Below are 21,505 nucleotides of genomic sequence, written 5' to 3'. Positions count from 1 at the left end.
CCCACCTTGCGGCGGGGCCTCGTTCATCTTGCAGCTTGCGCCGAACCTTAGTCGTCAGACTTGAGGAACGCAGGCATGTGATCCGGGGCCGGACCGTCTTCACGGTCACGGCGCGGACGATCACCGCCCTCACGACGTGGACCACGGTCACCACCGCCACGCGGACCACGGTCGCCACCACGGCCGCCGCCGCCGGGACCACGACGGTCGCCACGATCACCACCACGGTCCGGGCGGTCACCCTTGGGTTCGCGCGGCGGACGTGTGTCTTCCAGTTCGGCACCGGTTTCCTGATCGACAACGCGCATCGACAGGCGAACTTTGCCACGCTGATCGATTTCGAGGACCTTGACGTAAACGTCCTGGCCTTCCTTCACCACGTCGGTCGGCTTTTCCACGCGCTCGTTCTTCATTTCGGACACGTGGACGAGACCGTCCTTGCCACCCATGAAGTTCACGAAAGCGCCGAAATCAACGATGTTGACGACCTTGCCCTTGTAGACCTTACCCGGTTCAGCTTCCTCGACAATACCGAGGATCCACTGACGTGCAGCTTCGATCTGCGTCAGGTCCGAAGAACTGATCTTGATCAGACCTTCGTCATCGATGTCGACCTTGGCACCCGTGGTAGCCACGATCTCGCGGATCACCTTGCCGCCGGTGCCGATGATGTCGCGGATCTTCGACTTGTCGATCTGCAGCGTCTCGATACGCGGGGCGTGAGCCGAAAGCTCGGTGCGGGCTTCGCCCAGCGCCTTGGTCATCTCGTTCAGGATGTGCGCGCGGCCTTCCGAAGCCTGCTTCAAAGCAACTTCAAAGATTTCGCGCGTGATACCTGCAACCTTGATGTCCATCTGCATCGTGGTGATGCCCTCAGACGTGCCGGCTACCTTGAAGTCCATGTCGCCAAGGTGATCTTCGTCGCCCAAGATGTCGGAAAGCACGGCGAACTTGTCGCCATCCAGGATCAGGCCCATCGCAATGCCCGAAACCGGACGCTTGATCGGCACACCGGCATCCATCATCGAAAGGCAGCCACCGCAAACGGTCGCCATCGAGGATGAGCCATTGGACTCGGTGATGTCTGACAGAACACGGATCGTGTAGGGGAACTCTTCCTTGGCAGGCAGCACAGGGTGCAGCGCACGCCATGCCAGCTTGCCATGGCCCACTTCACGGCGGCCCGGGGCGCCGAAACGTCCAACTTCACCAACTGAATAGGGCGGGAAGTTATAGTGCAGCATGAAGTTTTCATATCGCAGGCCTTCCAGCCCGTCGATCATCTGCTCGGCGTCCTTGGTGCCCAGCGTGGTGGTGCAGATCGCCTGCGTTTCACCGCGCGTGAACAGCGAAGACCCGTGCGTGCGCGGCAGAAAACCCACCATCGCTTCGATCGGGCGGACCTGCGTGGTGGTGCGGCCATCGATGCGGGTGCCGTCCTTCAGGATTGCGCCACGGACGATGTCGGCTTCCACCTTCTTCATCGTCTTCATCGCAACCATCTGGGTCTGCGCGCCTTCAGCAGCAAACGCAGCCTTCGCCTTGGCGCGGGCTTCGTTCAGCGCGTTGGAACGGGCAGACTTGTCAGTCAGCTTGTAGGCTGCGGCAACATCGTCGCCGACCAGTTCCTTGAGCTTCTTCTTGATGTCGGCGGTGTTGTCCGACAGGTCGATGTCCCAAGGCTCTTTCGCAGCCTTTTCGGCCAGTTGGATGATCGCGCCGATGACCTTGCGGATTTCATCGTGCGCAAACAGCACAGCGCCGAGCATTTCGTCTTCGCTCAGTTCCTTGGCTTCCGATTCCACCATCATCACGGCGGTGTCGGTGGCAGCCACGGTCAGGTCGAGACGGCCTTCGGCCAGCGCCACGTCCTGCTTGGGGTTCAGCACATATTCGCCGTTGATATAGCCAACGCGCGCCGCGCCAATGGGGCCCATGAACGGAACGCCCGAAATCGTGAGCGCAGCCGACGCCGCGATCATCGCAACGATATCAGGCTCAACTTCACCGTCATAGCTCAGAACCTGGGCGATAACGTTGATTTCGTTGTAGAAACCTTCGGGGAACAGCGGGCGGACCGGACGGTCGATAAGGCGGGAAACCAGCGTTTCCTTTTCCGTCGCGCCGCGCTCACGCTTAAAGAAGCCACCGGGAATGCGGCCGGCTGCGGAATACTTTTCCTGATAGTGAACAGTCAGCGGGAAAAAGTCTTGACCCTCTTTGACCGACTTGGCGGCGGTAACCGCGCACAGGACAACAGTTTCGCCATAAGTGGCAAGGACCGCGCCGTCAGCCTGACGGGCAACACGGCCGGTTTCGAGGGTGAGGGTTTTTCCGCCCCACTCCATGGATACGGTTTTGACGTCGAACATTGTATTTCCTTCAGCCCGCGCGCCCTATTGCGTGCGGGGTTTGCTGCCGGGGAATCCCGTCCCGGTCCGGTTTGGGGCCTTTTTGTCGTGCCCCTAAGGCGGTTCGCCGTATTGCGAACATGCCTCAAAGCAAAAGCGGCCCACTTGGGGCCGCTTCGCTTGATTACTTACGAAGACCGAGCTTCTGGATCAGGTCGTTATAACGACCCACGTCCTTCTTCTTCAAATAGTCGAGAAGCGAGCGACGCTTGTTCACCATCATCAGCAGGCCGCGACGCGAGTGGTTGTCCTTGTGGTTGGACTTGAAGTGCTCGGTCAGCGTCTGGATACGCGTGGTCAGGATCGCGACCTGGACTTCCGGCGAACCGGTGTCACCTTCGGCGCGAGCGTGAGTGGCGATAACTTCCTGCTTCTTTTCTGCGGTAATCGACATTGCATTTACTCCGCGACATCGGAAAGGTTAAACCCCCGCGAGACCTTCAGGCTTCCGCCCGAAAGCTCCACCAGCGCCAGCGGCACATGGCCAGCTTTCGCCCAGTAAAGCCCGTCGTCGTGGGGCAATCCCGCCAGAACGCGGCCCTGACGGACCGCCCTCGCCTGCTCGGGATCAAGGTTCAGAGCCGGGATGTCGACCAGCCCTGCCTGCAGCGGCAAGAGTATGTGTTCAAGGGCTGCGCCTTGGCCCACATCGTTCAGTTTGTCCAGCGAAATCGCCTGATCAACGCCGAACGGCCCGGCCTTGAGGCGGCGCAGCATCGTGACATATCCAACCGTGTCGAGCGCTCGCGCAATATCGCGCGCAAGACTGCGGATATAAGTGCCTTTCGTGACGTGCGCCGTGAGCGTGGCAGATTCAACCGCCGCGTTGGTTCCGGTGAAGGCATCGAGCGTCAATTCGCGGATCGTGATGGTGCGCGATGGCAGTTCCACCGCTTCCCCAGCACGTGCGAGATCATAGGCGCGCTGGCCGTTTATCATCAGCGCAGAGTAGGCCGGAGGCACTTGTTCTGAAGTGCACCTAAACGCACCTAGCGCGTCCTGAAGCGCAGCAAGTGTCGGCCGCACGTCACTTTGCGCCACCGATTTGCCCTCTAGATCAAGCGTATCCGTCTCGGTCCCAAAGGTCACCGTGAAGGCATAGATCTTGTCCGAATCCAACATCCGCCCACACAGCTTCGTCGCCTCTCCCACCGCAATCGGCAACACCCCGGTGGCCAGCGGATCCAGCGTGCCGCCGTGGCCAACCTTGCATTTGCCAAAGCCCGCCTGCCGCAAGTTGCGCTTCACCGCTGCAACCCCTTGAGTCGACCCCATTTCCAGTGGTTTGTCGAGGATGATCCAGCCGTCCACCATGGTCAGCGCGGTTCCGGCCCGGCGATGAAACCGGCCAGCCCTGCCAGATGCTCACCCAGCCACTGCACCGGCGGCCCGATCAGCCGGTCCACCAGCCGCAGTTCAGGCATAAAGTACGGCAAGATAACGAGAAATCCGAACACGATGATCAGCCCGAACGGCTCCAGCCGCGCGTATCCGCGCGCGAGCGGTGCAGGAAGAATGCCCATCACGATGCGCGATCCATCGAACGGCGGGATCGGCAGTAGATTGAACGCGCCCAGAAAAAGGTTCACGATCAGAAAGTTGCGCAGGTTATCTGCGAGGAACATGACGCCCAGCCCGGGCTCGGCTGCATAGTCCGTCGCCCGCACCAGCAATCCCAGCGCCACGGCAGAAAATGCAGCCAAAACAAAGTTCACGCCCGGCCCTGCGGCGGCCACCGCCACCATCCCCCAGCGCGGATTGCGCAGCCGGGCAAAGTCCACCGGCACCGGCTTGGCCCAACCGAACACCGGCGCGCCGGACAGCTTGAGCAAGCCGGGCAGGATGATCGTTCCGAACGGATCGACATGGCGCAAGGGATTGAGACTCAAGCGGTTCTGCTCTGCCGCCGTGGGATCACCCAGCGCGCGGGCGACCCAGCCGTGCGCCACTTCATGGAAAACGATGGCCAAAATCATCGGAATGGCAATGGTCGCGATTTGCCAGATAATACCGTTAGGATTCATGCACTTGCGCCTAGCCAGTCGTCCCGCAGGATGGAGAACATCACCGTATCGCGCACCCGACCGGTCCACGTGCGCCGTTCGCGCCGCATCACGCCTTCCTGCACCCCGCCAATCTTGCGCACCGCTGCTTGGCTGCGCGTGTTCAACACATCAACCTTGAAGCAAACGCGTTCGATCCCGCTGGCAAAAGCATGGTTCAACATCAGATGCTTGAGCCGCCGATTGAAGCCAGTGCCACGCATCGAGGGCACGATGTAGGAATTGCCGATCTCCACCGACCAGCCCGGCGCGCCGTGTTCGATCCATGCCGTCATGCCGACCAGCGTTTCGCCCGCGAAGACCGCATAGGGGCGGCGCTGGGGTGCGCTGTTCAGCAGGCTGTCGAATTGGGGATCGAAAGCTTCAGCCCAGTAGCTGAACGGATAAAGCTGCCATATTTCAGCATCTTGTGCACAAGCTGCGCGAAGGCCCTCGCGGTGATCCTCGCAGAGCGTTTCAAGCCGGAGATCACCATCGGCTAGCGGAACATACAGACCATCATCGGAAATCACGCCATCGCCTCTGAAAAGTGCTTGCGGCAAAGCGCCACATAGCGATCGTTGCCGCCAATTTCAGTCTGCTGCCCCGCTTTCACTGCTGCACCAGCCTGATCCACACGCAAGTTCATGGTCGCCTTGCGGCCGCAGTGACATACGGCTTTGAGTTCCACCAGCGAATCCGCAATGCCCAGCAGCGCTGCTGCCCCTTCGAATAATTGACCTTGAAAGTCGGTTCTAAGTCCATAGCATAAAACCGGAATTCCGGCCTCATCGGCAATCTTTGCCAACTGCCAGACCTGAAACTTGGTTAAAAATTGCGCTTCGTCCACCAGCACGCAGGACAGGGGCTGTACCGCATGGACATCTTTTACCCGTGCCCACAGATCCGTAGTCGGATCAAACCGTTGGGCTTGAGCATGAAGGCCGATCCGACTTTCGATGGCGAAGTCATCACCCTTGGCTCCACCACGATCATCGATGGCTGCGGTCCAAAGCATCGTCGCCATGCCGCGTTCGCGGTAATTGAAGTCCGCCTGCAGCAGGTTCGTCGATTTGCCGGCGTTCATGCTGGCATAGTAGAAATAGAGCTTGGCCATCACTGACACGCCATAATCGCGATGCTCCCGAATGCCAGAGGGAAGCGCTGATTATTCGATAAGGAACACCCGATGTGCGCATGATCGCTGGAACATTACAGCCGATACGCCTAGTGCTGGCAGCCATGCTGGTGCTTTCCGCACCATCGGCGGCGCAAGTCACCCCGTCCGGGTCCGTACTGCGCTATCGGATCGATGCGCCCAAGAGCAATGTGAAAGCCCGAGTCGGCTTTTTCGGCATCGCCAGCAAGACGGCGCGTTTTCCCAAGGTGATCGGCGGGATAGACCTTCAGCCCTCGCGGCTCGACACGATCCAGTTGGACGTGACGCTTGATACCACCGCCCTCGAAGCAGGCGACGAAGTGACGCTCAAGCGCCTGAAAAGCGATAACTTCTTCGATGTCGAACGGCACCCCACCGTGCACTTCCTCGGTCGCCGCATGACCATGACCGGGCCTGTGACGGCCACCATCGACGGTAATCTGACCGCGCGCGGCGTGACCCGCCCGGTTACCCTGGCGGTAAGCTTCGCCAATCCGCCCGCCAAAGCCACAGGGCGCGAACCAATCCGCCTGAGCGCGCAAACGAAGATCGACCGCACCGATTTTGGCATGGATGCCTACCGGCTGATCGTGGCCAAGACCGTGACAATCACCATCAACGCGCAAATGGTGCCGAACTGAGCGTCAACCCTCGTCGCTTCCAGCTTCATCCAGATCGCGTTGAACCTTGGGGTCGCGCAGCAGGCTTTCGATCTTGCTGGCAACGTCAAAGCTTTCGTCAGCCAGGAATTTCAGCTTGGGCGCATATTTCAGCCGCAGCCGTTGCGCCACCTCGCGCTGAAAGAACGCGGTATTGGTGCGCAAAGCCTTGAGGACCACGTCTTCGTCCTGCGCCAAAAGCGCCTTCATGAAGACCGTGGCGTGGCGCAAATCGGGCGACATGCGCACTTCTGTGACCGACATGGTATGCGCGGTCAGCACTTCGTCGTGCACTTCCTGCCGCGTCAGCAGTTCGGACAGGATATGGCGCACCTGTTCGCCCACCTTCAGCAGGCGGACGGAGCGGTTTTCTGGGGTGGTCTGCTTGGCCAAATTCAACTCATCTTTGCAAGAATACGGGCGAGTGAGCGCACATTGCGCGCGGTGCCCCGGCAGCCAAGGCGGCGTTCGATGAAAGCACCTGTTAGCTTGCTTTCCGCCACTCCGTTGGCGAAATCGATGTATATGCTGCGATCGCCGATTGCGAGTTTTTCCATGCCCCGCATCGCCTGATCCGCCGCGAGCTTGTCAAATGCGGCTTGGTCTGGCTGGCGTTCAAGGAACAGCGTGTGAACCAGATTGTCCTTGCCGATGCCGGTAAAGGGGTTGCCCTCCACTGCCTCGGCAATCGCAGTGCGATCACGTACCGCAACGAAGCTGTTGATCTCGAACCGGTCGAGCATGACGTGGGAGAACAGGTCCTCAAGGCCATCAAGCGGGCGGTCATCATAGTCGAACAGCAGATTACCGCTGGCGACAACGGTTTCGATTCCCGTCAGCCCTTCACGTTCAAACGCATAGCGCATGTCTGCCATCGTCAGCCGATTGCCGCCGACGTTGATGGAACCGAACAGGGCGACGTAGCGGGTCAGGGCGAAAACTCCATCCGTCCGGCTTGCCGGGAAGGATGCCAACCTCCTCCCCTCCCGCTTGCAGGAGGGGCCGGGTGAGGGCTTGTTGGGTTGGGCTCTGCGTTAACAGGCCGTCCCCTAACCCCTCCCGCAAGCGGGAGGGGGATTTAAGGTGTTCCGGCTTCGCGGAACGATTCTTACAGCGTCCGGTCGCGCATTTCGACTTCGAAGACTTCCAGCTGGTCGCCTGCCTTGATGTCGTTCGTGTCGGTCAGCAGCACGCCGCATTCCAAACCGCCGCGCACTTCGGCAACATCGTCCTTGAAGCGACGTAGCGACTGGATGGTCGTGCGGCTGACGATGACGTCGTTGCGCGTAAGGCGTGCATGCAGCCCCTTGCGGATAACGCCTTCGACCACGAGGAGCCCTGCCGCCTTGTCCTTCTTGCCCGCGGGGAAGACTTCCTTGACCTCGGCCCGGCCAACGACCGTTTCGATGGCTTCTGGTCCAAGCTCGCCCGCCATTTCCGAACGGATATCGTCGGTAAGCTGATAGATCACGTCAAAGTACTTCATCCGCACCTTGTTGCGCTCGATCAGTTCGCGCGCCTTGGCATTCGGACGGACGTTGAAGCCGATGATCGGCGCGCCGCTGGCTTGGGCAAGGTTGACGTCGCCTTCGGTAATCGCACCCACGCCCGATTGCAGGATGCGTACCTTGATCTCGTCGGTCGAAATCTTGTTGAGCGCATTGACGATGGCTTCGGCAGACCCTTGCACGTCGGCGCGAACGACGACCGCATATTCGATAACCGTGTTCTTGGCGGCAAGCGCGGAGAACATGTTTTCGAGGCTGGCGGGAGCCTGCACGGTACGCTTGGCCGTGGCGCGTTCATGGCGGTAGGCCGCCACTTCACGCGCGCGGGCTTCGCTTTCCACCACGGTCAGCGTGTCGCCTGCCATTGGCACACCGCCAAGGCCGAGGACTTCGACCGGCAATGATGGCCCGGCTTCCTTGATCTGGCGGCCCTTATCATCGTGCATCGCGCGAACGCGGCCCGATTGGGTGCCGACGACGAGGATATCACCGACCTTGAGCGTGCCGCGATTGACCAGAACGGTGGCGAGCGGCCCCTTGCCCTTGTCGAGCTTGGCTTCGATCACGGTTGCTTCGGCTGCACGATCAGGGTTGGCGCGCAGTTCGAGCAGTTCGGCCTGAAGCAGGATCTTCTCGATCAGTTCGTCAAGCCCTGCGCCGCTCTTGGCCGAAACTTCCACGTCCTGCACATCGCCCGACATGTCTTCCACGATGATTTCGTGTTCAAGCAGACGTTCGCGGATCTTCTGCGGGTTGAATTCGGGCTTGTCCGACTTGGTGATTGCCACGATCATCGGCACGCCTGCGGCCTTCGTGTGGTTGATCGCCTCGATCGTCTGCGGCATCAGGCCATCATCGCCTGCCACCACCAGAATGACGATATCGGTGACATTGGCACCGCGCATACGCATTTCCGTAAACGCTTCGTGGCCCGGCGTATCAAGGAAAGTGATCAGATCGCCGCCCTTGGTCTTGATCTGATAGGCACCGATGTGCTGCGTGATGCCACCAGCTTCACCGCGCACAACATCGGTTCCGCGCAGCGCATCGAGCAGCGAGGTCTTGCCGTGATCGACATGGCCCATGATCGCCACCACCGGCGCACGAACAACCAGCGAACCTTCATCATCCACATCAACTGACGTGTCGATATCGGCGTCGCTATCGCTTACGCGCTGGATATTGTGGCCAAATTCGGTGACAAGCAGTTCGGCGGTGTCCTGATCGATTGTCTGGTTGATGGTGACCATCATGCCCATCTTGAACAGCGCCTTGACCAGATCGGCGGCCTTTTCGGCCATGCGGTTGGCCAGATCCTGCACGGTGATGGCATCGGGCACCACCACATCACGGACTTGCTTTTCACGCGGCTGCGATTGGCCGGCAAAGTGCGCACGCTTTTCCTTTTCGCGCGCACGCTTGAGTGCGGCGAGCGAGCGGGCACGTGCGCCTTCGTCTTCGTTCAGCGCGCGTGTGACGGTAAGCTTGCCGCCGCGACGGTCTTCGGTCTTGCGATCGCGCGGGTTCGTGACGGGCTTCTTGGCCGCAATTTCAGGCCGCTTGGCTGGGGCTGTGGACTGCACCGGTGTAAAGCGGCGCGGCGCTGTGGTGACAGGCGCAGGAGCGGCAGCAGCTGCCGGTTCGGCCGGAGCGGCAGCGGGTGTCTGATCGGCGACCGCTGCTGTTTCGGCAACAGGGGCTGCTGGCGTTTCGGCAGCTTGCGCAGCAGGGACTTCGGCTGCAGGTGCTTCTGGTGCGGGCGTTTCAGGGGCAGGAGCAGGCGCTGCTTCGGCCCGGCTCTTTTCTTCGGCCCGGCGACGCTCTTCCTCGATTGCCTTCAGGCGGTCTTCCTGTTCACGCCGATTCTGCGCCTCGACTGCCGAAAGCCGCGCTTCTTCAGCTTCACGAAGCAGACGGGCCTGCAGTTCCTGGCGCGTTTCACGATTGGCCATAGGTGGCGGGGGCGGGGGCGGCGGCGGAGGCGGCAAAACGGGGGCCGCTACCGGCGCAGGTGCTACAGGCGCAGCAACAGGAGCAGCCTCGCCCGGGCGCCCCAGCACCTTGCGCCGCTTAACTTCGACCACCACCTTGTTGGTGCGACCGTGGCTGAAGGTCTGCTTGACCTCTCCTGCCTCTACTGCGGTCTTCAGGCCCAGTGGCCTGCGGCCCAGTGTCGGCTTCTTGTCGCTATCGCTCATCGAACTCATTCGCCCTTCGTATCAATATCGTCGTCCGCACCTTCGCCCATCTGGGGCTTGGCAGCGTCAATTTCGGTTTCGGTTTCGTGCCCGAGAAAGTGCATCAAGCGCTGTAATGGCGCTGCGACTCGTGCGGTCGCGGCGGGATCGGTCAGCGCGAGGTGAACGACGTTATCCCGGCCCAATGCCACAGACAGCGTCGCCCGGTCCAGCGGCAAGATGATGCCTTTCTTGCCAGTGCCTTCAGCTCCTTCGCCGACGCGCCAGGCTTGTGCCAGCTTGTTCGGACCATCGGTGCCCGCGTCATTGGCGTGGCCGAGGAACGTGACCGCTCCTGAACGCGCGCCTTGGGCGATCTTTTCGGTGCCCAGCAGCATGTTGCCGGCCCGCAATTCGATGCCGAGGCGATCAGTCAGCAGGCGGCGCAGCGCCTGTTCAATGCGTTCGGCAAGGTCAGCGGGAATGGTTAGCGGGGCGCCTTTGAACGCACGCGCCAAGGCTCCCTTAAGTTTGCCATTGGTGATCGCAATTTCAAGGGCTTGGCGGTTTACGCCAATCCATGCGCCGCGCCCGGGGGCACGCGCCATTACATCTGGAAGCACATCACCATCGGGCGAGATGGCAAGACGAATTAAATCGTCCCGCGCATCATGACGCCCGGTAAGCACACATTTGCGCTCTGGCTGGGCCCCCTCTTTTGAAGGGGCACCCGCCGCCGCTTTGCCAGCGATGTCGGAGCTTAGCGGCTCATTGTGAGGATTCCGCATGGGCGGCCTCCTCGGAACTTGGCTCAACTGCTGGTTCATCGTCGAACCAGTGCGCGCGCGCAGCCATGATGATTTCGTTGCCCTGCTCTTCGTTCAGGCCGAATTCGCCCAGCACGCCGCCCTTGTCTTCGGTCCGCTCCGAACGCTCGCTCTTTTCACGCGGGCCCTTGTCGTTGCGGCGGCGCTGTTCGACGCGCTTCTTGGCGATAAGTTCGTCTGTCGCCAGATCGGCAAGATCGTCGAGCGTCTTGATCCCGGCCTTGCCCAGCACGACCAGCATCGCTTCGGTCAGGTGGGGCAGTTCGGCCAACGCATCTTCGACGCCGAGGCCACGGCGCTGTTCGCGCAGGCCTTCTTCGCGGCGTTCAATCGCTTCAAGCGCGCGGCTCTGGAGTTCCTGCCCCAGTTCCTCATCGAAGCCTTCGATCGCAGCGATTTCTGCCAGATCGATGTAGGCGACTTCTTCCAGCTCGGTGAAGCCTTCGGCCACCAGCAACTGCGAGAGGGTTTCATCGACGTCGAGCTCTTCCTCGAACATCTTCGAACGCTCTGCGAATTCCTTCTGGCGCTTTTCCGAAGCTTCGGCCTCGGTCATGATGTCGATGGCCGAACCCGTCAGCGACGAGGCGAGGCGCACGTTCTGGCCACGGCGGCCGATGGCGAGCGAGAGCTGGTCATCCGGCACGACGACTTCGATGCGGCTTTCTTCTTCGTCGATCACCACGCGGCTGACGGTGGCGGGCTGAAGCGCGTTGACCACGAAGGTCGCGGTGTCTTCGCTCCAAGGGATGATGTCGATCTTTTCGCCCTGCAGTTCCTGCACGACGGCCTGAACGCGGCTGCCCTTCATACCGACGCAAGCGCCGACCGGATCGATGCTGCTATCGCGGCTGATCACGCCGATCTTGGCGCGGCTGCCCGGATCGCGGGCGGCGGCCTTGATCTCGATGATGCCATCGTAGATTTCGGGCACTTCCTGCGCGAACAGCTTCTTCATGAATTCAGGGTGCGCGCGGGACAGGAAAATCTGCGGACCACGGTTCTGGCGCTCAACCTTCATGATCCATGCGCGGACACGCTCACCCACGCGGGGAACTTCGCGCGGGATTTGCTGGTCGCGGCGGATCACGCCTTCGGCGCGCCCGAGGTTGACGATCACGTGGCCGAATTCAACCGACTTGATCACGCCGGTGATGACTTCGCCCGCACGGTCCTTGAACTCGTCATACTGGCGGTCACGCTCAGCATCGCGGACCTTCTGGAAGATCACCTGCTTGGCCGACTGCGCATCGATACGGCCCAGATCAACCGGAGGCAGCGGATCAACGATGAAATCGCCAACCGTCGAGCCCGGCTGCAGCTTTTCTGCGGCCTTCAGATCAACCTGCTTGAAGTAATCCTCAACCACTTCGACCACTTCGACGACGCGCCACAGACGCAGATCGCCGGTGCGCGGATCGAGCTTGGCGCGAATGTCGTTTTCCGCACCATAGCGATTGCGGGCGGACTTCTGGATCGCTTCTTCCATCGCTTCGATAACGATCGACTTGTCGATCATCTTTTCCGTAGCAACCGCGTTGGCGATTGCGATCAGTTCGGCGCGGTTGGCAGAAATCGTACTGGCCATGGCTCAGTCTTCCTGTTCTTCGAGAATTTCGTCCGCGCCACTGGTGTCGAGCGGGCGGGATGCGGCAATGAGCTTGTCCGTAAGGATCAGCTTGGCGTTGGCGACAAGGGCAAACGGCACGTCATAAACGATGCCATCGTCCTCGATCGAAATGGTCTGGGTTTCAGCATCGAAAGCCTTGAGATCACCACGGAAACGCTTGCGTTCTCCGAGCAGTTCGGAAAGCTCGATGCGGGTTTCATGGCCGATCCATGCGGCATAATCTTTTGCGCGGGTCAGCGGACGATCAATCCCGGGCGACGATACTTCGAGGCGATAGGCCTCCTCGATCAGCATTTCACCTTGCTCTTCCAGTTCATCGAACCGGTCAGACACGCGGCGCGACAGCGCGGCACAGTCTTCGATCACCAACTGGCCGGTGTCTGGGCGTTCAGCCATGATCTGGAGCGTATGCTCCTCATCACCGATTTCGCCGCCCTTGAAATAACGCACGCGCACGAGATCAAATCCGAGGGCCTTTGCCTCAGGCTCGATAACTTCCGTGATCCGCGCGATATCCGCCATGCATTCTCCACTACACCCATAAGGCAAAAGCCGATCCGTGCCGGTGCTTGTTGGCACCAGCCTGACTTTGCTTTCACAATGTCGGGATGAGGCGCAATTAGGCAGGTCTTGCCGAAAAAGCAAGTCGCAATCGACGCTTCAGGCACGGCACAAGCAGTCGATCAAAATGCACTTCCCAAAAGATGGGAAAATTCCCCACTGTTCAGGAGCGAGAAAGGTTATGCGCATGGCGACGTGGAACCAAAACGTCGGATTTTAGCCAATTCTGGAGTTTGGCACGGCCTGTGCAAAGAGGTCTGCACGAAGCTGAACGGCTTCAACCAGACAAACAGGAGGACTTGACCCATGACCGAATTCACCAACCGTATCGCCGCCGCTGCCAGCGCTTTTGCCTTAAGCCTTGCCCTGATTGCCGGAACTGTCAGCGTTCCTGCCAGCACCGGCGCCCCGGCAGCGCAAGCACAGAGCCTGATCTGATGAGCCAGCTTTTCAGCCAGTTCGCCGCTGCAACGGGGGCTTTTGCCCTCAGCCTTGCGCTTATTGCCGGAACCGTGAGCCTTCCTGCCCATTCCGATACCAACAGTGCAGCGCCTGCTGTCGCTCAGGAGATGATTTGATGTCCCAGCTTCGCTTCGATGATTCGGCCCCCCGCCCGCTTGAAACCTCACGCGGGTTCCGCCTCGACAAAGCGCGCGGCAAGCTGATGGGCGTTTGCGCCGGTATCTCCAATTATTTCGGCGTGGACGTGACGCTTGTGCGCGTCGCCTTTGCCCTGGCGACCCTGCTGGGCCTCGGTTCTGCGATCATCGTCTACTTGCTGATCGGCCTGATCGCCGATTAACCTTGCCGATTGCGCACGCAGGCAAGCCGCGTGCCCCGTTATCCGCCTCTCCCACTCCCGGAGAGGCGGGGTTTCTTTTGCGGTGCGAGTCGAGTGTGGAGCATCCTTCGACAGGCTCAGGATGCCGGGTCAATACCTGCGTCAGACCTGAGGCGCTTTTGCAAAGGGCGAGAAATCCGTGTCGGTATCGAACACTTCAGCCCCTTCGCGGCGCTTCAGCCAGCCGACTAAGGCATAAGTTACCGGCGTCAGTCCCGCTTCCCATGCTACTTTCATCGCCCAGTTGGTGACCATCACCGTCAGCACCTGATTCACAGACCAAATGCCCAGGAACGCAATCGGATAGAACAGCATACTGTCGATAGCCTGCCCGAAGAAGGTGGAGCCAATCGTGCGGCTCCACATATGCTTGCCGCCGGTCCACACCTTCATCCGCGCCAGCACGAACGAATTGACGAATTCCCCCGCCCAGAACGCCACGACTGATGCGATCACGATGCGCCAGGTCGATCCGAACACGCTTTCATACGCCGCCTGCCCGCCCCAATCGGGCGCTGGCGGCATGGCGACCACGACATAGCTCATGAACGCCATGAAGATCAGCGCGAAGAACCCCATCCACACGCAGCGCCGCGCATTGGCATACCCATAGACCTCGGTCAGCACATCGCCGAGCACATAGGATACCGGGAAAAACAGAATGCCCGCGCCAAATGTGAACCCACCAACTTGCGCCAGCTTTGACGCGCCGATCAGGTTCGAAAGCAGCAAAATCGCCACAAACGATGCCATGACATAATCGAAATAGCGGAAATGGCGGCGAGCGCCGGACGTGCCATCGATGCGCGAAAGCTGGGGATCGGTCATGGAACGGCACGCTAGCGCGGTTTGCACGATCCGCAAAGCATGCTTATGGGAAGTCCGGCGCGCGCCCGTAGCTCATCTGGATAGAGCGCGAGACTTCTAATCTTGAGGCAGCAGGTTCGAGTCCTGCCGGGCGCGCCACTTCCGAACAGACAAGATTTTAGCCGGGACACGGCATACGCGATTGGCCTGCGGCCTGCGGATGTCAGGCGACTCTTGGCCTTTGTTGAAATCTTGGCCCTTGCTGAAAAAGAATAAGTTTTCTAATTCCTATGCTTCGCGTGAAGAGGAATTATCTGTGAAGAATATGCTGTCCGGCGTCGCCATGACGGTGGCGATTTTGTGCTCGTCGTCATCAATTTCCTGCGCCCAATCGATGCCGGAAATACGCAACCGTCAGCTTCTGGTCGATGGGAAGCCTTATCTTGCGCTTGGCGGCGAACTTCACAATTCGAGCGCTTCGGATCCAGAGTTCATGGCACCTGTCTGGGACAAGCTAAAGGCCATGAACGTGCGCACGGTGATCGGCACAGCGGCGTGGGATGATTCTGAACCAAAAGAAGGGAAATTCGATTTCGCCCTGGTTGATGCGCAGATTGCAGAGGCGCGCAAGCGCGATATGCGATTGGTTCTGATCTGGTTCGGGGCTTTCAAGAATGCGGCTTCAACCTATGCTCCAACATGGGTCCGCAGCGATACCAAGCGATTCCCGCGCGCAGTGGCGACTTCAGCACTGAAAGAGGCTTTCACTTACAACGGCGCGATGCCCAAGCCTGTTTTGAGCGTCTTTTCTCCCGAATTGCTGGCGGCCGACCGCAGGGCTTTTGTGGCCTTCATGAAGCATCTTGCAAAAGTCGATCCAGACCATCGCGTGATCATGGTGCAAGTAAATAACGAACCGGGGCTACTGCGCGACAGCCGGGATCGTTCAGCTTTGGCCGAAGCCGCGTGGAAATCGCAAGTGCCAGAACGACTGCTCAAGTTTATGGCAGTCAACCGTGCCGCCTTGAAGCCTGAATTGCTCGCAGTATGGGATCGTCAGGGTCAGCGCACTTCGGGCAATTGGGCACAAGTTTTCGGAACGGATTGGCAGGCAGACGAGATCTTCATGGCGTGGCATTTTGCCAGCTATATGGAAGGCCTTGCGGCTGCGGGCAAAAAGGCATTGCCACTTCCGCTCTACGCCAATGGCTGGCTTGGTCCGCAGCAGGGCCAGCCGACCGCAGGCCAGTACCCCAGTGGTGGACCTACCAAGCGTGTGCTTGATGTGTGGCGCGCGGCCGCGCCTTCGCTCGATATGCTTTCACCCGACATTTACGCACCGAACGTCAAGGAAGTGCTGACCGACTACGATCATGCCGGAAATCCTTTGTTCGTGCCCGAAGCGCAATTCAAGACTGGTGATATCTTCTGGGCGCTTGGGCAGCACAGGACCATAGGCTATTCGGTGTTCGGCATCGACGACGGGCGCGTCGATAGCCAGTTGGCGCAAGCCTATTCCGTTCTGGCCGGAATGGATGAAGTGATCGCCCGAGCGCAAGCAGAAGGACGCATCGCCGGAGTTCTGCTGGAAGATGAGAAGCCCTCAGTCATAAAACTGGGTGGCTATACCATCACTGTTCAGGAAACGATGGGCCTGCTCAAAAAGATGTTGCTGGACGTTGGCCTGCAGGCACCACCGCCACCACAACCCCTTCCTAGCGAAACGGAAGGTCCAGATGCCCGTCCAGCACCCGGAGATGGCCGCTCTTTCGGCTTCATCATCGCCGAAGGAAACGACACGTTCCTGATCGTCGGCAAGGGGTTTACAGCTGATTTCGCGAAAGGTTCGACGCTGGCCGAAGTAGATCGCGTTGAAGAGGGACACTTTGGCACCCAAGGTTGGCAGCCAGGCCGCGCTCTGAACGGTGACGAGCGACTGAGCATTGTTCCGACAAACCGCATTGGCGCAGTCAGAATCAAGCTGCTGCCATCAAAATAAGACGGAAAAACAAGACCCTTTTGACACGACTTTCTTGCAAGCAAGGCTTCGAGCCGACTTTCTTTTAAGCAAGGCAGGGCCATGCGGTAAAACCTGCATGGCCCATGCAGCGCTATCTGGCCACAGGCGGGCAAGGGATAGCTTCGCCCACTCCTTCAATCACGGCGTTGCGAATGCTGACGGCAAGGCCCTTGTCAGCCCCTACCCGCAGCGGTTGTGCAACAGCGGCCATTTGCGCCCCGTGTGCCGCAAAGCAGGTTAGCGGGATGCGGAGCATACCGGTTGCACCTGCAGCAGGCAGAAATGCGCTGATATCCAGCGCAACGCCGCCAAACGATGCGGTCACTGGCCCGCTACCCCGCGCATCCAGCCGCCAATCGAGCCGCAACACGTAGCCGCCGCCCATCTGCCGCTGTACATCGATCGGCGGACCATCAAGCGCAAAGGCGCCCTTGCCACCCCACGTGAACTGGCGACCATCTTCCTGCGCCGAAACATCAACAGTGCGCGTGGTGACTACGCTGTCGAGGCCCAGCCGCCACGGCTCGATCACCTTGCCTGCGCGGATATAGGTCGTCTCGCTGAGCGCTGGGCCAATATCCACGCGCGGATCTTCGTTGACCGGGCCGACCTTTGCAGGCTTGGCATAGGACAAGCCGTGGCCCACCTTATACAGTGGATCGACCATCGGCGCGCGGGCATCCTGCGGCCAGTCAAACGACAGTGTGCCAGTGAAATCGCGCATCGGCTTGCCGTCGCGGCCTGCCACCAAGACATCGGCCACGCCCTGCCCTTGCGATCCCGGCTGCCATGCGGCCACAAAGGCGTCGGCGAGGTTCATGGCCTTGCCCACAAACATCGGGCGGCCCGAGAGGAACACCGCAACGACCGGAACACCCTTGTCTTTAAGAGACTTGATCAGCTCAAGCTCGCCCGATTGCGGCTGGAACATCAGGTTGGAAACATCGCCCTGAAATTCGGCATAAGGCTGTTCGCCAAACACCACGACAGCCACGTCAGGCTTCGCTGTGCCCGGAGTTGCGGCAATTTCGGCTTTGCCACCCGCTGCCGTCACCGCCTCGACAATCGCGCGGCCGATGGTGCGGCCCTTGGGGAAATCGGCAGGGGCGGTATCGGTGCCCTGCCATGTGATCGTCCAGCCACCGGCTTGCATGGCCATGCTATCGGCCCCCGGCCCCGTAACCAGCACGTTCGCGCCGGGGCGGATCGGCAGTACCGAACCTTCGTTCTTGAGCAACACCAGTGATTTGGCGACGGCTTCTCGGGCAACTTCGAGGTGCTTGTCAGCACCCAGCATGGCCGGATTGCCGCGGTTGACGGGCTTTGCGCCCATCAGGCCCAGCTTGAACTTAACCCGCAAGTTGCGGCGCACGGCATCATTGAGCCGCGCCATCGGGATCGTGCCATCGAGCGCCTGCTTCAACGTATTGTCAAACAAGGCTTTCCAGCTGTCTGGCGCCATGTAGAGGTCAAGCCCGGCATTGATCGCGGCGGCGCAATCTGTTGGCGTGCAGCCCGGAATCTGGCCATGGCCGTTCCAGTCACCCACGATAAGCCCTTCAAAACCCATGCGCTTTTTGAGGACGTCTGTGAGGAGTGAGCGGTTGCCGTGGTTCTTCACGCCGTTCCAGCTGGAAAAGCTGGCCATGATCGTCAGCGCGCCAGTATCGATGGCAGGAGCATAGCCCGCAGCATGGATACGCACCAGTTCCTCTTCGGAAATCTGCGCATCGCCCTGATCCTTGCCGCCGGTCGTCCCACCATCGGCAAGGAAGTGTTTGGCGCTGGCAGCAACCTTGTTGGCGGGCAGTTTCCGAAGTGCACCTAAGCGCCCCTGAAGCGCCTCTACCATCACCGGCGAGTATGCAGCTATCACCTTGGGGTCGCTGGAATAGCCTTCATAGGCGCGACCCCAACGCAAGTCTTGCGGCACGGCCAAAGTGGGGGCGAAAGTCCATTCGATGCCGGTGGCGGCAATCTCTTCTGCAGTTGCTTCACCGATCCGCCGGATCAGGTCAGGATCGCGCGCTGCGCCAAGGCCGATGTTGTGCGGAAAGATCGTCGCGCCCGGAACGTTGGAGTGCCCGTGGACCGCATCGACGCCGAACAGGATCGGGATACCAGCACCTGCCCTTACCGAAGCCGCGCGGTATTCGTTCACGAGTTTCAACCACTTGGCAGCGTCTGCTCGTTCATCGCCATAAGGCCCGCTGTTTCCGCCCGCAAGGATCGAGCCGAGCGGATAGCGTTGGAGATCGGCGGGCGTCATCGCGCTGATATCGCCCTGAATAACCTGCCCGACCTTTTGCTCCAGCGTCATCTTGCGGATCAGACGGTCAATCGCCTTTTCAGTGGCACGATCCGTGATCGCGGCCGGGCTTTTTGCTGCGGGCCAGTTTGCGGGATTCGCGACGCCCGACGGTGCCTGTGCAGCCGCTTGCGGTGCGGTTGCCAGCAGCGCGCATGCCAGCGTGGATGGTAGCGCAACCATCTGAATCGCAAGTGATCCTTGGCGGAGCATCGACATCTTCTTCCCCAATTTTACGTGAACGTTCTCAATTGCGTGTTTTCCATGGTTTGCGCGATAAATCAAGCCTGCTTGGCTAGCTATTTCGGTGGCTGCAGCAGCAGGACCAAGGCCGCAACGGCAAAGAGCGCCAGCACCGCAAACAACCACCCAAACCCTAGCGCCGGAACGAGTGCCAGCGTGAGCGAAGGCATTACCAGCGAAGGGATCGTGTTGGTCAGGTTGAACAATCCCAAATCGCGCCCGCGCCGCGCGCTGTCTGGCAAAACGCGCAAGACGTGCGCGCTGTGCAGGGCGAGGAACACGGCGGTGGAGAGCCCGAACACCAGATATCCGGCAATCGCCAGTTCCCGCCCTTGCGCCAGGGCCATGACGATCAGCCCAGCTGCCGCGCCACCCGCTGCCAGCACCAGCGGGGCAACCGGTCTGCCCTGCCGATCAGCCCAACGTCCCGCGCCAAGCGCCGTCAGCGCGCCAATCACCATGGCAACGACCAGCACGCGGGCAATCGCATCATCGGGCAAGGCCGGATCAACGGTTCGTAGCCACAGGTAGAAATAGGCGAATAGTGAGGCTTCAGACACTTGCACCAGCAACCGGGCCAGCCACATGCGACTGGCCATGCCGCGCAGCACCTTGCGCGCCATTTCACTGCTCTGGCTTGTAGCAAAGCCGTTCTTCTGGTCCCCTTCCTCTCCCAGCACGGCAAGCGGAAGGACGCAGGCGACGACAAGCGCGCCGACGATGCCAAAGCGCAGTGAAAGATCAGCCACACCGGGAATTGTCACCAGTGCTCCGGCCAGCGCGCCAGAGGCAGGCGCGAAGGCCAGCAATCCGCCCAGCATGCCGCGCCGCGCATCGGGCACGCGGTCCCCGGCCCAGGCAGACAGCGGTCCGAGCATGAGGTTCAAGCCCAATTGCCAGATTACGATCACGCCCAGCAGCGCGCCCAGCGTGGCGGCATGAGGCATGGCGAGCAGCATCGCCGTGGACAGCGCCAGCCCGGCAAGAACGAATGGCCTGCGCCGGCCAAGAAGATCGCTGAGCCAGCCTGCGCCGATATTGGCCGCGCTGGCAAAGATGGCACCGGCAAAGGTGATTAGCGCCAGCCAGCGCACGGCTTCACCGCCTGCGAGCTGTGAGACATGCATCGGCAACAGTAGCGTCAGCAGCGGGACATAGGCAACTGTCGCTCCGGCCCAAGCCAGCGCGTAGAGCGCCAGAAACCGCCGGTCGCGTGCTTCTTGAAAAGTCACGATTCCTGCAGGCAATCCGCTGGAACGGCGGTTGATCCGCGTACCACAAAGCCCATCGGGATGATGACCGGTTCCAGCCGTGGCACATCATCCCGTTGTGAAGTTATCAGAAGACGCACGGCAGTTGCCACGGTTTCGGCAATGGGCTGATCCACCGCCGTCAATGCCGGTCGGGTAAACCGCACGAGCGGGGTATTATCAAAACTGACGAGCGACAGGTCTGCCGGTATCGCAAGGCCCAGTTCGCCTGCGATTTCCGATGTGGCCAGCGCCATCTGATCATTGCTGGCGATGATGGCGGTGGGCCGATCATCGCGCATCAGCAGCGCCCGGGCCGCGCGTACACCCGAAGCGAAGGTGAAATCGCCCGCTTCGAGCAGGCCTTCGGTGGAACACCCGGCAGCATCCATCGCCGCGCGCCACCCATCAACGCGGGCTCCGGCAAGGCGGTATTCGGCGGGGCCGGAGATCATGCTGATACGGCGATGGCCCAATTCAAGCAGATGATTTGTCGCCAGCTTTGCGCCGCCTTCATCGTCCATCGAAACGCAAATGCCTTCGGGCAGGCCATCTTCACCCGATTGCGCGCCGATGCGGGCAAAAGGGATATTGTGGCGCGCGAGCACTTCCAGGATTTGCGGATTGTCCGAATGCGGCGGGGTGAGGATGGCTCCATCGGGCTGCAATGCGGCAATGGCAGCGCTCAGTTCGCGCTCCACGTGATCGCTGTGCGTATCGACCAGTTCGAAAATCAGGCGATAGCCATGTTCGGCGCATTCCAGCATGCCGCCCAGCAGCATCTGGTCCACCCAGTCGGTGCCCTGCCGCGCGCGCCAGTCGGCAATCGTGCGTTCGCGGTCGTTAAGCGCGAGGATCAAATAGGAACGCGAACCGCTCATCCGCTGAGCAGCAATGCTGGGCACGTAACCCAGCTTGTCGATCGAGGCCTGCACCTTTTCGCGCATTTCGGCGCGGACGTTGGCTTCGTTGTTGATCACGCGGCTGACCGTCTGCAACGAGACGCCCGCATCGGCCGCCACATGCTTGATCGTCACCGCCTGCCGCCTGCGCGCCATGGTC

The 21,505-nt window shown here is 60.5% G+C and carries 21 protein-coding genes and 1 tRNA gene; 6 read left to right on the top strand and 16 right to left on the bottom strand.

Features of this window, described 5'->3' with window-relative positions; genetic code table 11:
- Positions 1–47: 47 nt before the first annotated feature.
- The 6 genes from pnp to AC2A1F_RS13355 form a co-directional block, all read right to left on the bottom strand.
- Positions 48–2,372 carry a polyribonucleotide nucleotidyltransferase gene (pnp, locus tag AC2A1F_RS13380; RefSeq protein WP_484209267.1) on the bottom strand — a complete coding sequence of 775 codons (2,325 nt, stop codon included), beginning with the start codon at positions 2,370–2,372 and terminating at the stop codon, positions 48–50.
- 163 nt (positions 2,373–2,535) lie between these two features.
- Positions 2,536–2,805: a 30S ribosomal protein S15 gene (gene rpsO, locus AC2A1F_RS13375; protein ID WP_292632611.1), complete on the bottom strand. Its 270-nt coding sequence runs from the start codon at positions 2,803–2,805 to the stop codon at positions 2,536–2,538.
- Positions 2,806–2,810: 5 nt separating this feature from the next.
- Complete coding sequence (truB, locus tag AC2A1F_RS13370; protein WP_484209266.1) at positions 2,811–3,725, bottom strand: tRNA pseudouridine(55) synthase TruB; 915 nt, start codon at positions 3,723–3,725, stop codon at positions 2,811–2,813.
- 2 nt (positions 3,726–3,727) lie between these two features.
- Positions 3,728–4,435: a site-2 protease family protein gene (locus AC2A1F_RS13365; RefSeq protein ID WP_484209265.1), complete on the bottom strand. Its 708-nt coding sequence runs from the start codon at positions 4,433–4,435 to the stop codon at positions 3,728–3,730.
- Positions 4,432–4,986, bottom strand: a complete 555-nt coding sequence (locus tag AC2A1F_RS13360; RefSeq protein ID WP_484209264.1) for a GNAT family N-acetyltransferase — start codon at positions 4,984–4,986, stop codon at positions 4,432–4,434. The genes AC2A1F_RS13365 and AC2A1F_RS13360 overlap by 4 nt, the downstream gene beginning before the upstream one ends.
- Positions 4,983–5,570 carry a thymidine kinase gene (locus AC2A1F_RS13355; protein ID WP_484209263.1) on the bottom strand — a complete coding sequence of 196 codons (588 nt, stop codon included), beginning with the start codon at positions 5,568–5,570 and terminating at the stop codon, positions 4,983–4,985. The genes AC2A1F_RS13360 and AC2A1F_RS13355 overlap by 4 nt, the downstream gene beginning before the upstream one ends.
- An 80-nt stretch (positions 5,571–5,650) precedes the next feature.
- Here AC2A1F_RS13355 and AC2A1F_RS13350 point away from each other — a divergent pair, with 80 nt between their 5' ends.
- A complete protein-coding gene (locus AC2A1F_RS13350; RefSeq protein WP_484209262.1) occupies positions 5,651–6,253 on the top strand; it encodes a YceI family protein in 603 nt (200 codons plus the stop codon).
- 3 nt (positions 6,254–6,256) lie between these two features.
- Here the strand turns inward: AC2A1F_RS13350 and rbfA are convergent, their stop codons facing one another.
- The 6 genes from rbfA to rimP all read right to left on the bottom strand — a co-directional run bounded on the left by rbfA (position 6,257) and on the right by rimP (position 12,935).
- On the bottom strand, positions 6,257–6,664 hold the full coding sequence (rbfA, locus tag AC2A1F_RS13345; RefSeq protein ID WP_484209261.1) for a 30S ribosome-binding factor RbfA: 408 nt from the start codon (positions 6,662–6,664) through the stop codon (positions 6,257–6,259).
- A gap of 2 nt (positions 6,665–6,666) precedes the next feature.
- Entirely contained in the window at positions 6,667–7,245 is a 579-nt protein-coding gene (locus tag AC2A1F_RS13340) for a DUF1697 domain-containing protein (protein ID WP_484209260.1), read from the bottom strand.
- 134 nt (positions 7,246–7,379) lie between these two features.
- Positions 7,380–9,977, bottom strand: a complete 2,598-nt coding sequence (gene infB / locus AC2A1F_RS13335; RefSeq protein WP_484209259.1) for a translation initiation factor IF-2 — start codon at positions 9,975–9,977, stop codon at positions 7,380–7,382.
- 5 nt (positions 9,978–9,982) lie between these two features.
- Positions 9,983–10,744 (bottom strand): DUF448 domain-containing protein, encoded by a 762-nt coding sequence (locus AC2A1F_RS13330; RefSeq protein WP_484209258.1) that lies wholly within the window; start codon positions 10,742–10,744, stop codon positions 9,983–9,985.
- The gene (gene nusA / locus AC2A1F_RS13325) at positions 10,725–12,371 is read right to left on the bottom strand and encodes a transcription termination factor NusA (RefSeq protein ID WP_484209257.1); all 1,647 of its coding nucleotides are present in this window, start codon (positions 12,369–12,371) and stop codon (positions 10,725–10,727) included. Before nusA ends, AC2A1F_RS13330 begins: the two co-directional genes overlap by 20 nt.
- A 3-nt stretch (positions 12,372–12,374) precedes the next feature.
- Positions 12,375–12,935 (bottom strand): ribosome maturation protein RimP, encoded by a 561-nt coding sequence (gene rimP, locus AC2A1F_RS13320; protein ID WP_484209256.1) that lies wholly within the window; start codon positions 12,933–12,935, stop codon positions 12,375–12,377.
- A 345-nt stretch (positions 12,936–13,280) separates the two neighbouring features.
- Between rimP and AC2A1F_RS13315 the strand changes: the two genes are divergently transcribed.
- From AC2A1F_RS13315 to AC2A1F_RS13305, 3 genes are read left to right on the top strand one after another with little or no spacing between them, the layout of a single operon-like run.
- The gene (locus AC2A1F_RS13315; protein ID WP_484209255.1) at positions 13,281–13,412 is read left to right on the top strand and encodes a hypothetical protein; all 132 of its coding nucleotides are present in this window, start codon (positions 13,281–13,283) and stop codon (positions 13,410–13,412) included.
- Positions 13,412–13,552 (top strand): hypothetical protein, encoded by a 141-nt coding sequence (locus tag AC2A1F_RS13310; RefSeq protein ID WP_484209254.1) that lies wholly within the window; start codon positions 13,412–13,414, stop codon positions 13,550–13,552. The genes AC2A1F_RS13315 and AC2A1F_RS13310 overlap by 1 nt, the downstream gene beginning before the upstream one ends.
- Positions 13,552–13,776: a PspC domain-containing protein gene (locus tag AC2A1F_RS13305; protein ID WP_484209253.1), complete on the top strand. Its 225-nt coding sequence runs from the start codon at positions 13,552–13,554 to the stop codon at positions 13,774–13,776. The genes AC2A1F_RS13310 and AC2A1F_RS13305 overlap by 1 nt, the downstream gene beginning before the upstream one ends.
- Before the next feature lie 141 nt (positions 13,777–13,917).
- On the opposite strand, the gene AC2A1F_RS13300 is transcribed toward AC2A1F_RS13305, so the two are convergent.
- On the bottom strand, positions 13,918–14,643 hold the full coding sequence (locus AC2A1F_RS13300; protein WP_484209252.1) for a queuosine precursor transporter: 726 nt from the start codon (positions 14,641–14,643) through the stop codon (positions 13,918–13,920).
- Positions 14,644–14,704: 61 nt separating this feature from the next.
- On the opposite strand from AC2A1F_RS13300, the gene AC2A1F_RS13295 reads away from it, so the two are divergent.
- Positions 14,705–14,781, top strand: a tRNA-Arg gene (locus AC2A1F_RS13295).
- Between the two features lie 166 nt (positions 14,782–14,947).
- Positions 14,948–16,621 (top strand): GH35 family beta-galactosidase, encoded by a 1,674-nt coding sequence (locus AC2A1F_RS13290; protein ID WP_484209593.1) that lies wholly within the window; start codon positions 14,948–14,950, stop codon positions 16,619–16,621.
- Between the two features lie 112 nt (positions 16,622–16,733).
- On the opposite strand, the gene AC2A1F_RS13285 is transcribed toward AC2A1F_RS13290, so the two are convergent.
- The 3 genes from AC2A1F_RS13285 to AC2A1F_RS13275 all read right to left on the bottom strand — a co-directional run bounded on the left by AC2A1F_RS13285 (position 16,734) and on the right by AC2A1F_RS13275 (position 21,501).
- Entirely contained in the window at positions 16,734–19,133 is a 2,400-nt protein-coding gene (locus tag AC2A1F_RS13285) for a glycoside hydrolase family 3 protein (protein WP_484209251.1), read from the bottom strand.
- A 116-nt stretch (positions 19,134–19,249) separates the two neighbouring features.
- Positions 19,250–20,425: an MFS transporter gene (locus tag AC2A1F_RS13280; protein WP_484209250.1), complete on the bottom strand. Its 1,176-nt coding sequence runs from the start codon at positions 20,423–20,425 to the stop codon at positions 19,250–19,252.
- Entirely contained in the window at positions 20,422–21,501 is a 1,080-nt protein-coding gene (locus AC2A1F_RS13275; RefSeq protein ID WP_484209249.1) for a LacI family DNA-binding transcriptional regulator, read from the bottom strand. Before AC2A1F_RS13275 ends, AC2A1F_RS13280 begins: the two co-directional genes overlap by 4 nt.
- Between the last annotated feature and the right edge of the window lie 4 nt (positions 21,502–21,505).

The sequence above is a fragment of the Novosphingobium sp. HNCC26BN242 genome (assembly GCF_057180525.1).
The sequence above is the reverse complement of the archived record's forward strand: the minus strand, read 5'-3'. Positions and strand labels throughout refer to the sequence as shown.

Bases quoted from the DNA above. Each gene is read 5' to 3' on its own strand.
- AC2A1F_RS13310 (WP_484209254.1), top strand. From the start codon at position 13,412: ATGAGCCAGCTTTTCAGCCAGTTCGCCGCTGCAACGGGGGCTTTTGCC.
- rpsO (WP_292632611.1), bottom strand. From the start codon at position 2,805: ATGTCGATTACCGCAGAAAAGAAGCAGGAAGTTATCGCCACTCACGCT.
- AC2A1F_RS13350 (WP_484209262.1), top strand. From the start codon at position 5,651: ATGATCGCTGGAACATTACAGCCGATACGCCTAGTGCTGGCAGCCATG.
- AC2A1F_RS13365 (WP_484209265.1), bottom strand. From the start codon at position 4,435: ATGAATCCTAACGGTATTATCTGGCAAATCGCGACCATTGCCATTCCG.
- AC2A1F_RS13290 (WP_484209593.1), top strand. From the start codon at position 14,948: ATGCTGTCCGGCGTCGCCATGACGGTGGCGATTTTGTGCTCGTCGTCA.
- AC2A1F_RS13300 (WP_484209252.1), bottom strand. From the start codon at position 14,643: ATGACCGATCCCCAGCTTTCGCGCATCGATGGCACGTCCGGCGCTCGC.
- AC2A1F_RS13275 (WP_484209249.1), bottom strand. From the start codon at position 21,501: ATGGCGCGCAGGCGGCAGGCGGTGACGATCAAGCATGTGGCGGCCGAT.
- nusA (WP_484209257.1), bottom strand. From the start codon at position 12,371: ATGGCCAGTACGATTTCTGCCAACCGCGCCGAACTGATCGCAATCGCC.
- AC2A1F_RS13285 (WP_484209251.1), bottom strand. From the start codon at position 19,133: ATGGTTGCGCTACCATCCACGCTGGCATGCGCGCTGCTGGCAACCGCA.
- AC2A1F_RS13355 (WP_484209263.1), bottom strand. From the start codon at position 5,570: ATGGCCAAGCTCTATTTCTACTATGCCAGCATGAACGCCGGCAAATCG.
- pnp (WP_484209267.1), bottom strand. From the start codon at position 2,372: ATGTTCGACGTCAAAACCGTATCCATGGAGTGGGGCGGAAAAACCCTC.
- AC2A1F_RS13305 (WP_484209253.1), top strand. From the start codon at position 13,552: ATGTCCCAGCTTCGCTTCGATGATTCGGCCCCCCGCCCGCTTGAAACC.
- rimP (WP_484209256.1), bottom strand. From the start codon at position 12,935: ATGGCGGATATCGCGCGGATCACGGAAGTTATCGAGCCTGAGGCAAAG.
- AC2A1F_RS13315 (WP_484209255.1), top strand. From the start codon at position 13,281: ATGACCGAATTCACCAACCGTATCGCCGCCGCTGCCAGCGCTTTTGCC.
- AC2A1F_RS13330 (WP_484209258.1), bottom strand. From the start codon at position 10,744: ATGCGGAATCCTCACAATGAGCCGCTAAGCTCCGACATCGCTGGCAAA.
- infB (WP_484209259.1), bottom strand. From the start codon at position 9,977: ATGAGCGATAGCGACAAGAAGCCGACACTGGGCCGCAGGCCACTGGGC.
- truB (WP_484209266.1), bottom strand. From the start codon at position 3,725: ATGGTGGACGGCTGGATCATCCTCGACAAACCACTGGAAATGGGGTCG.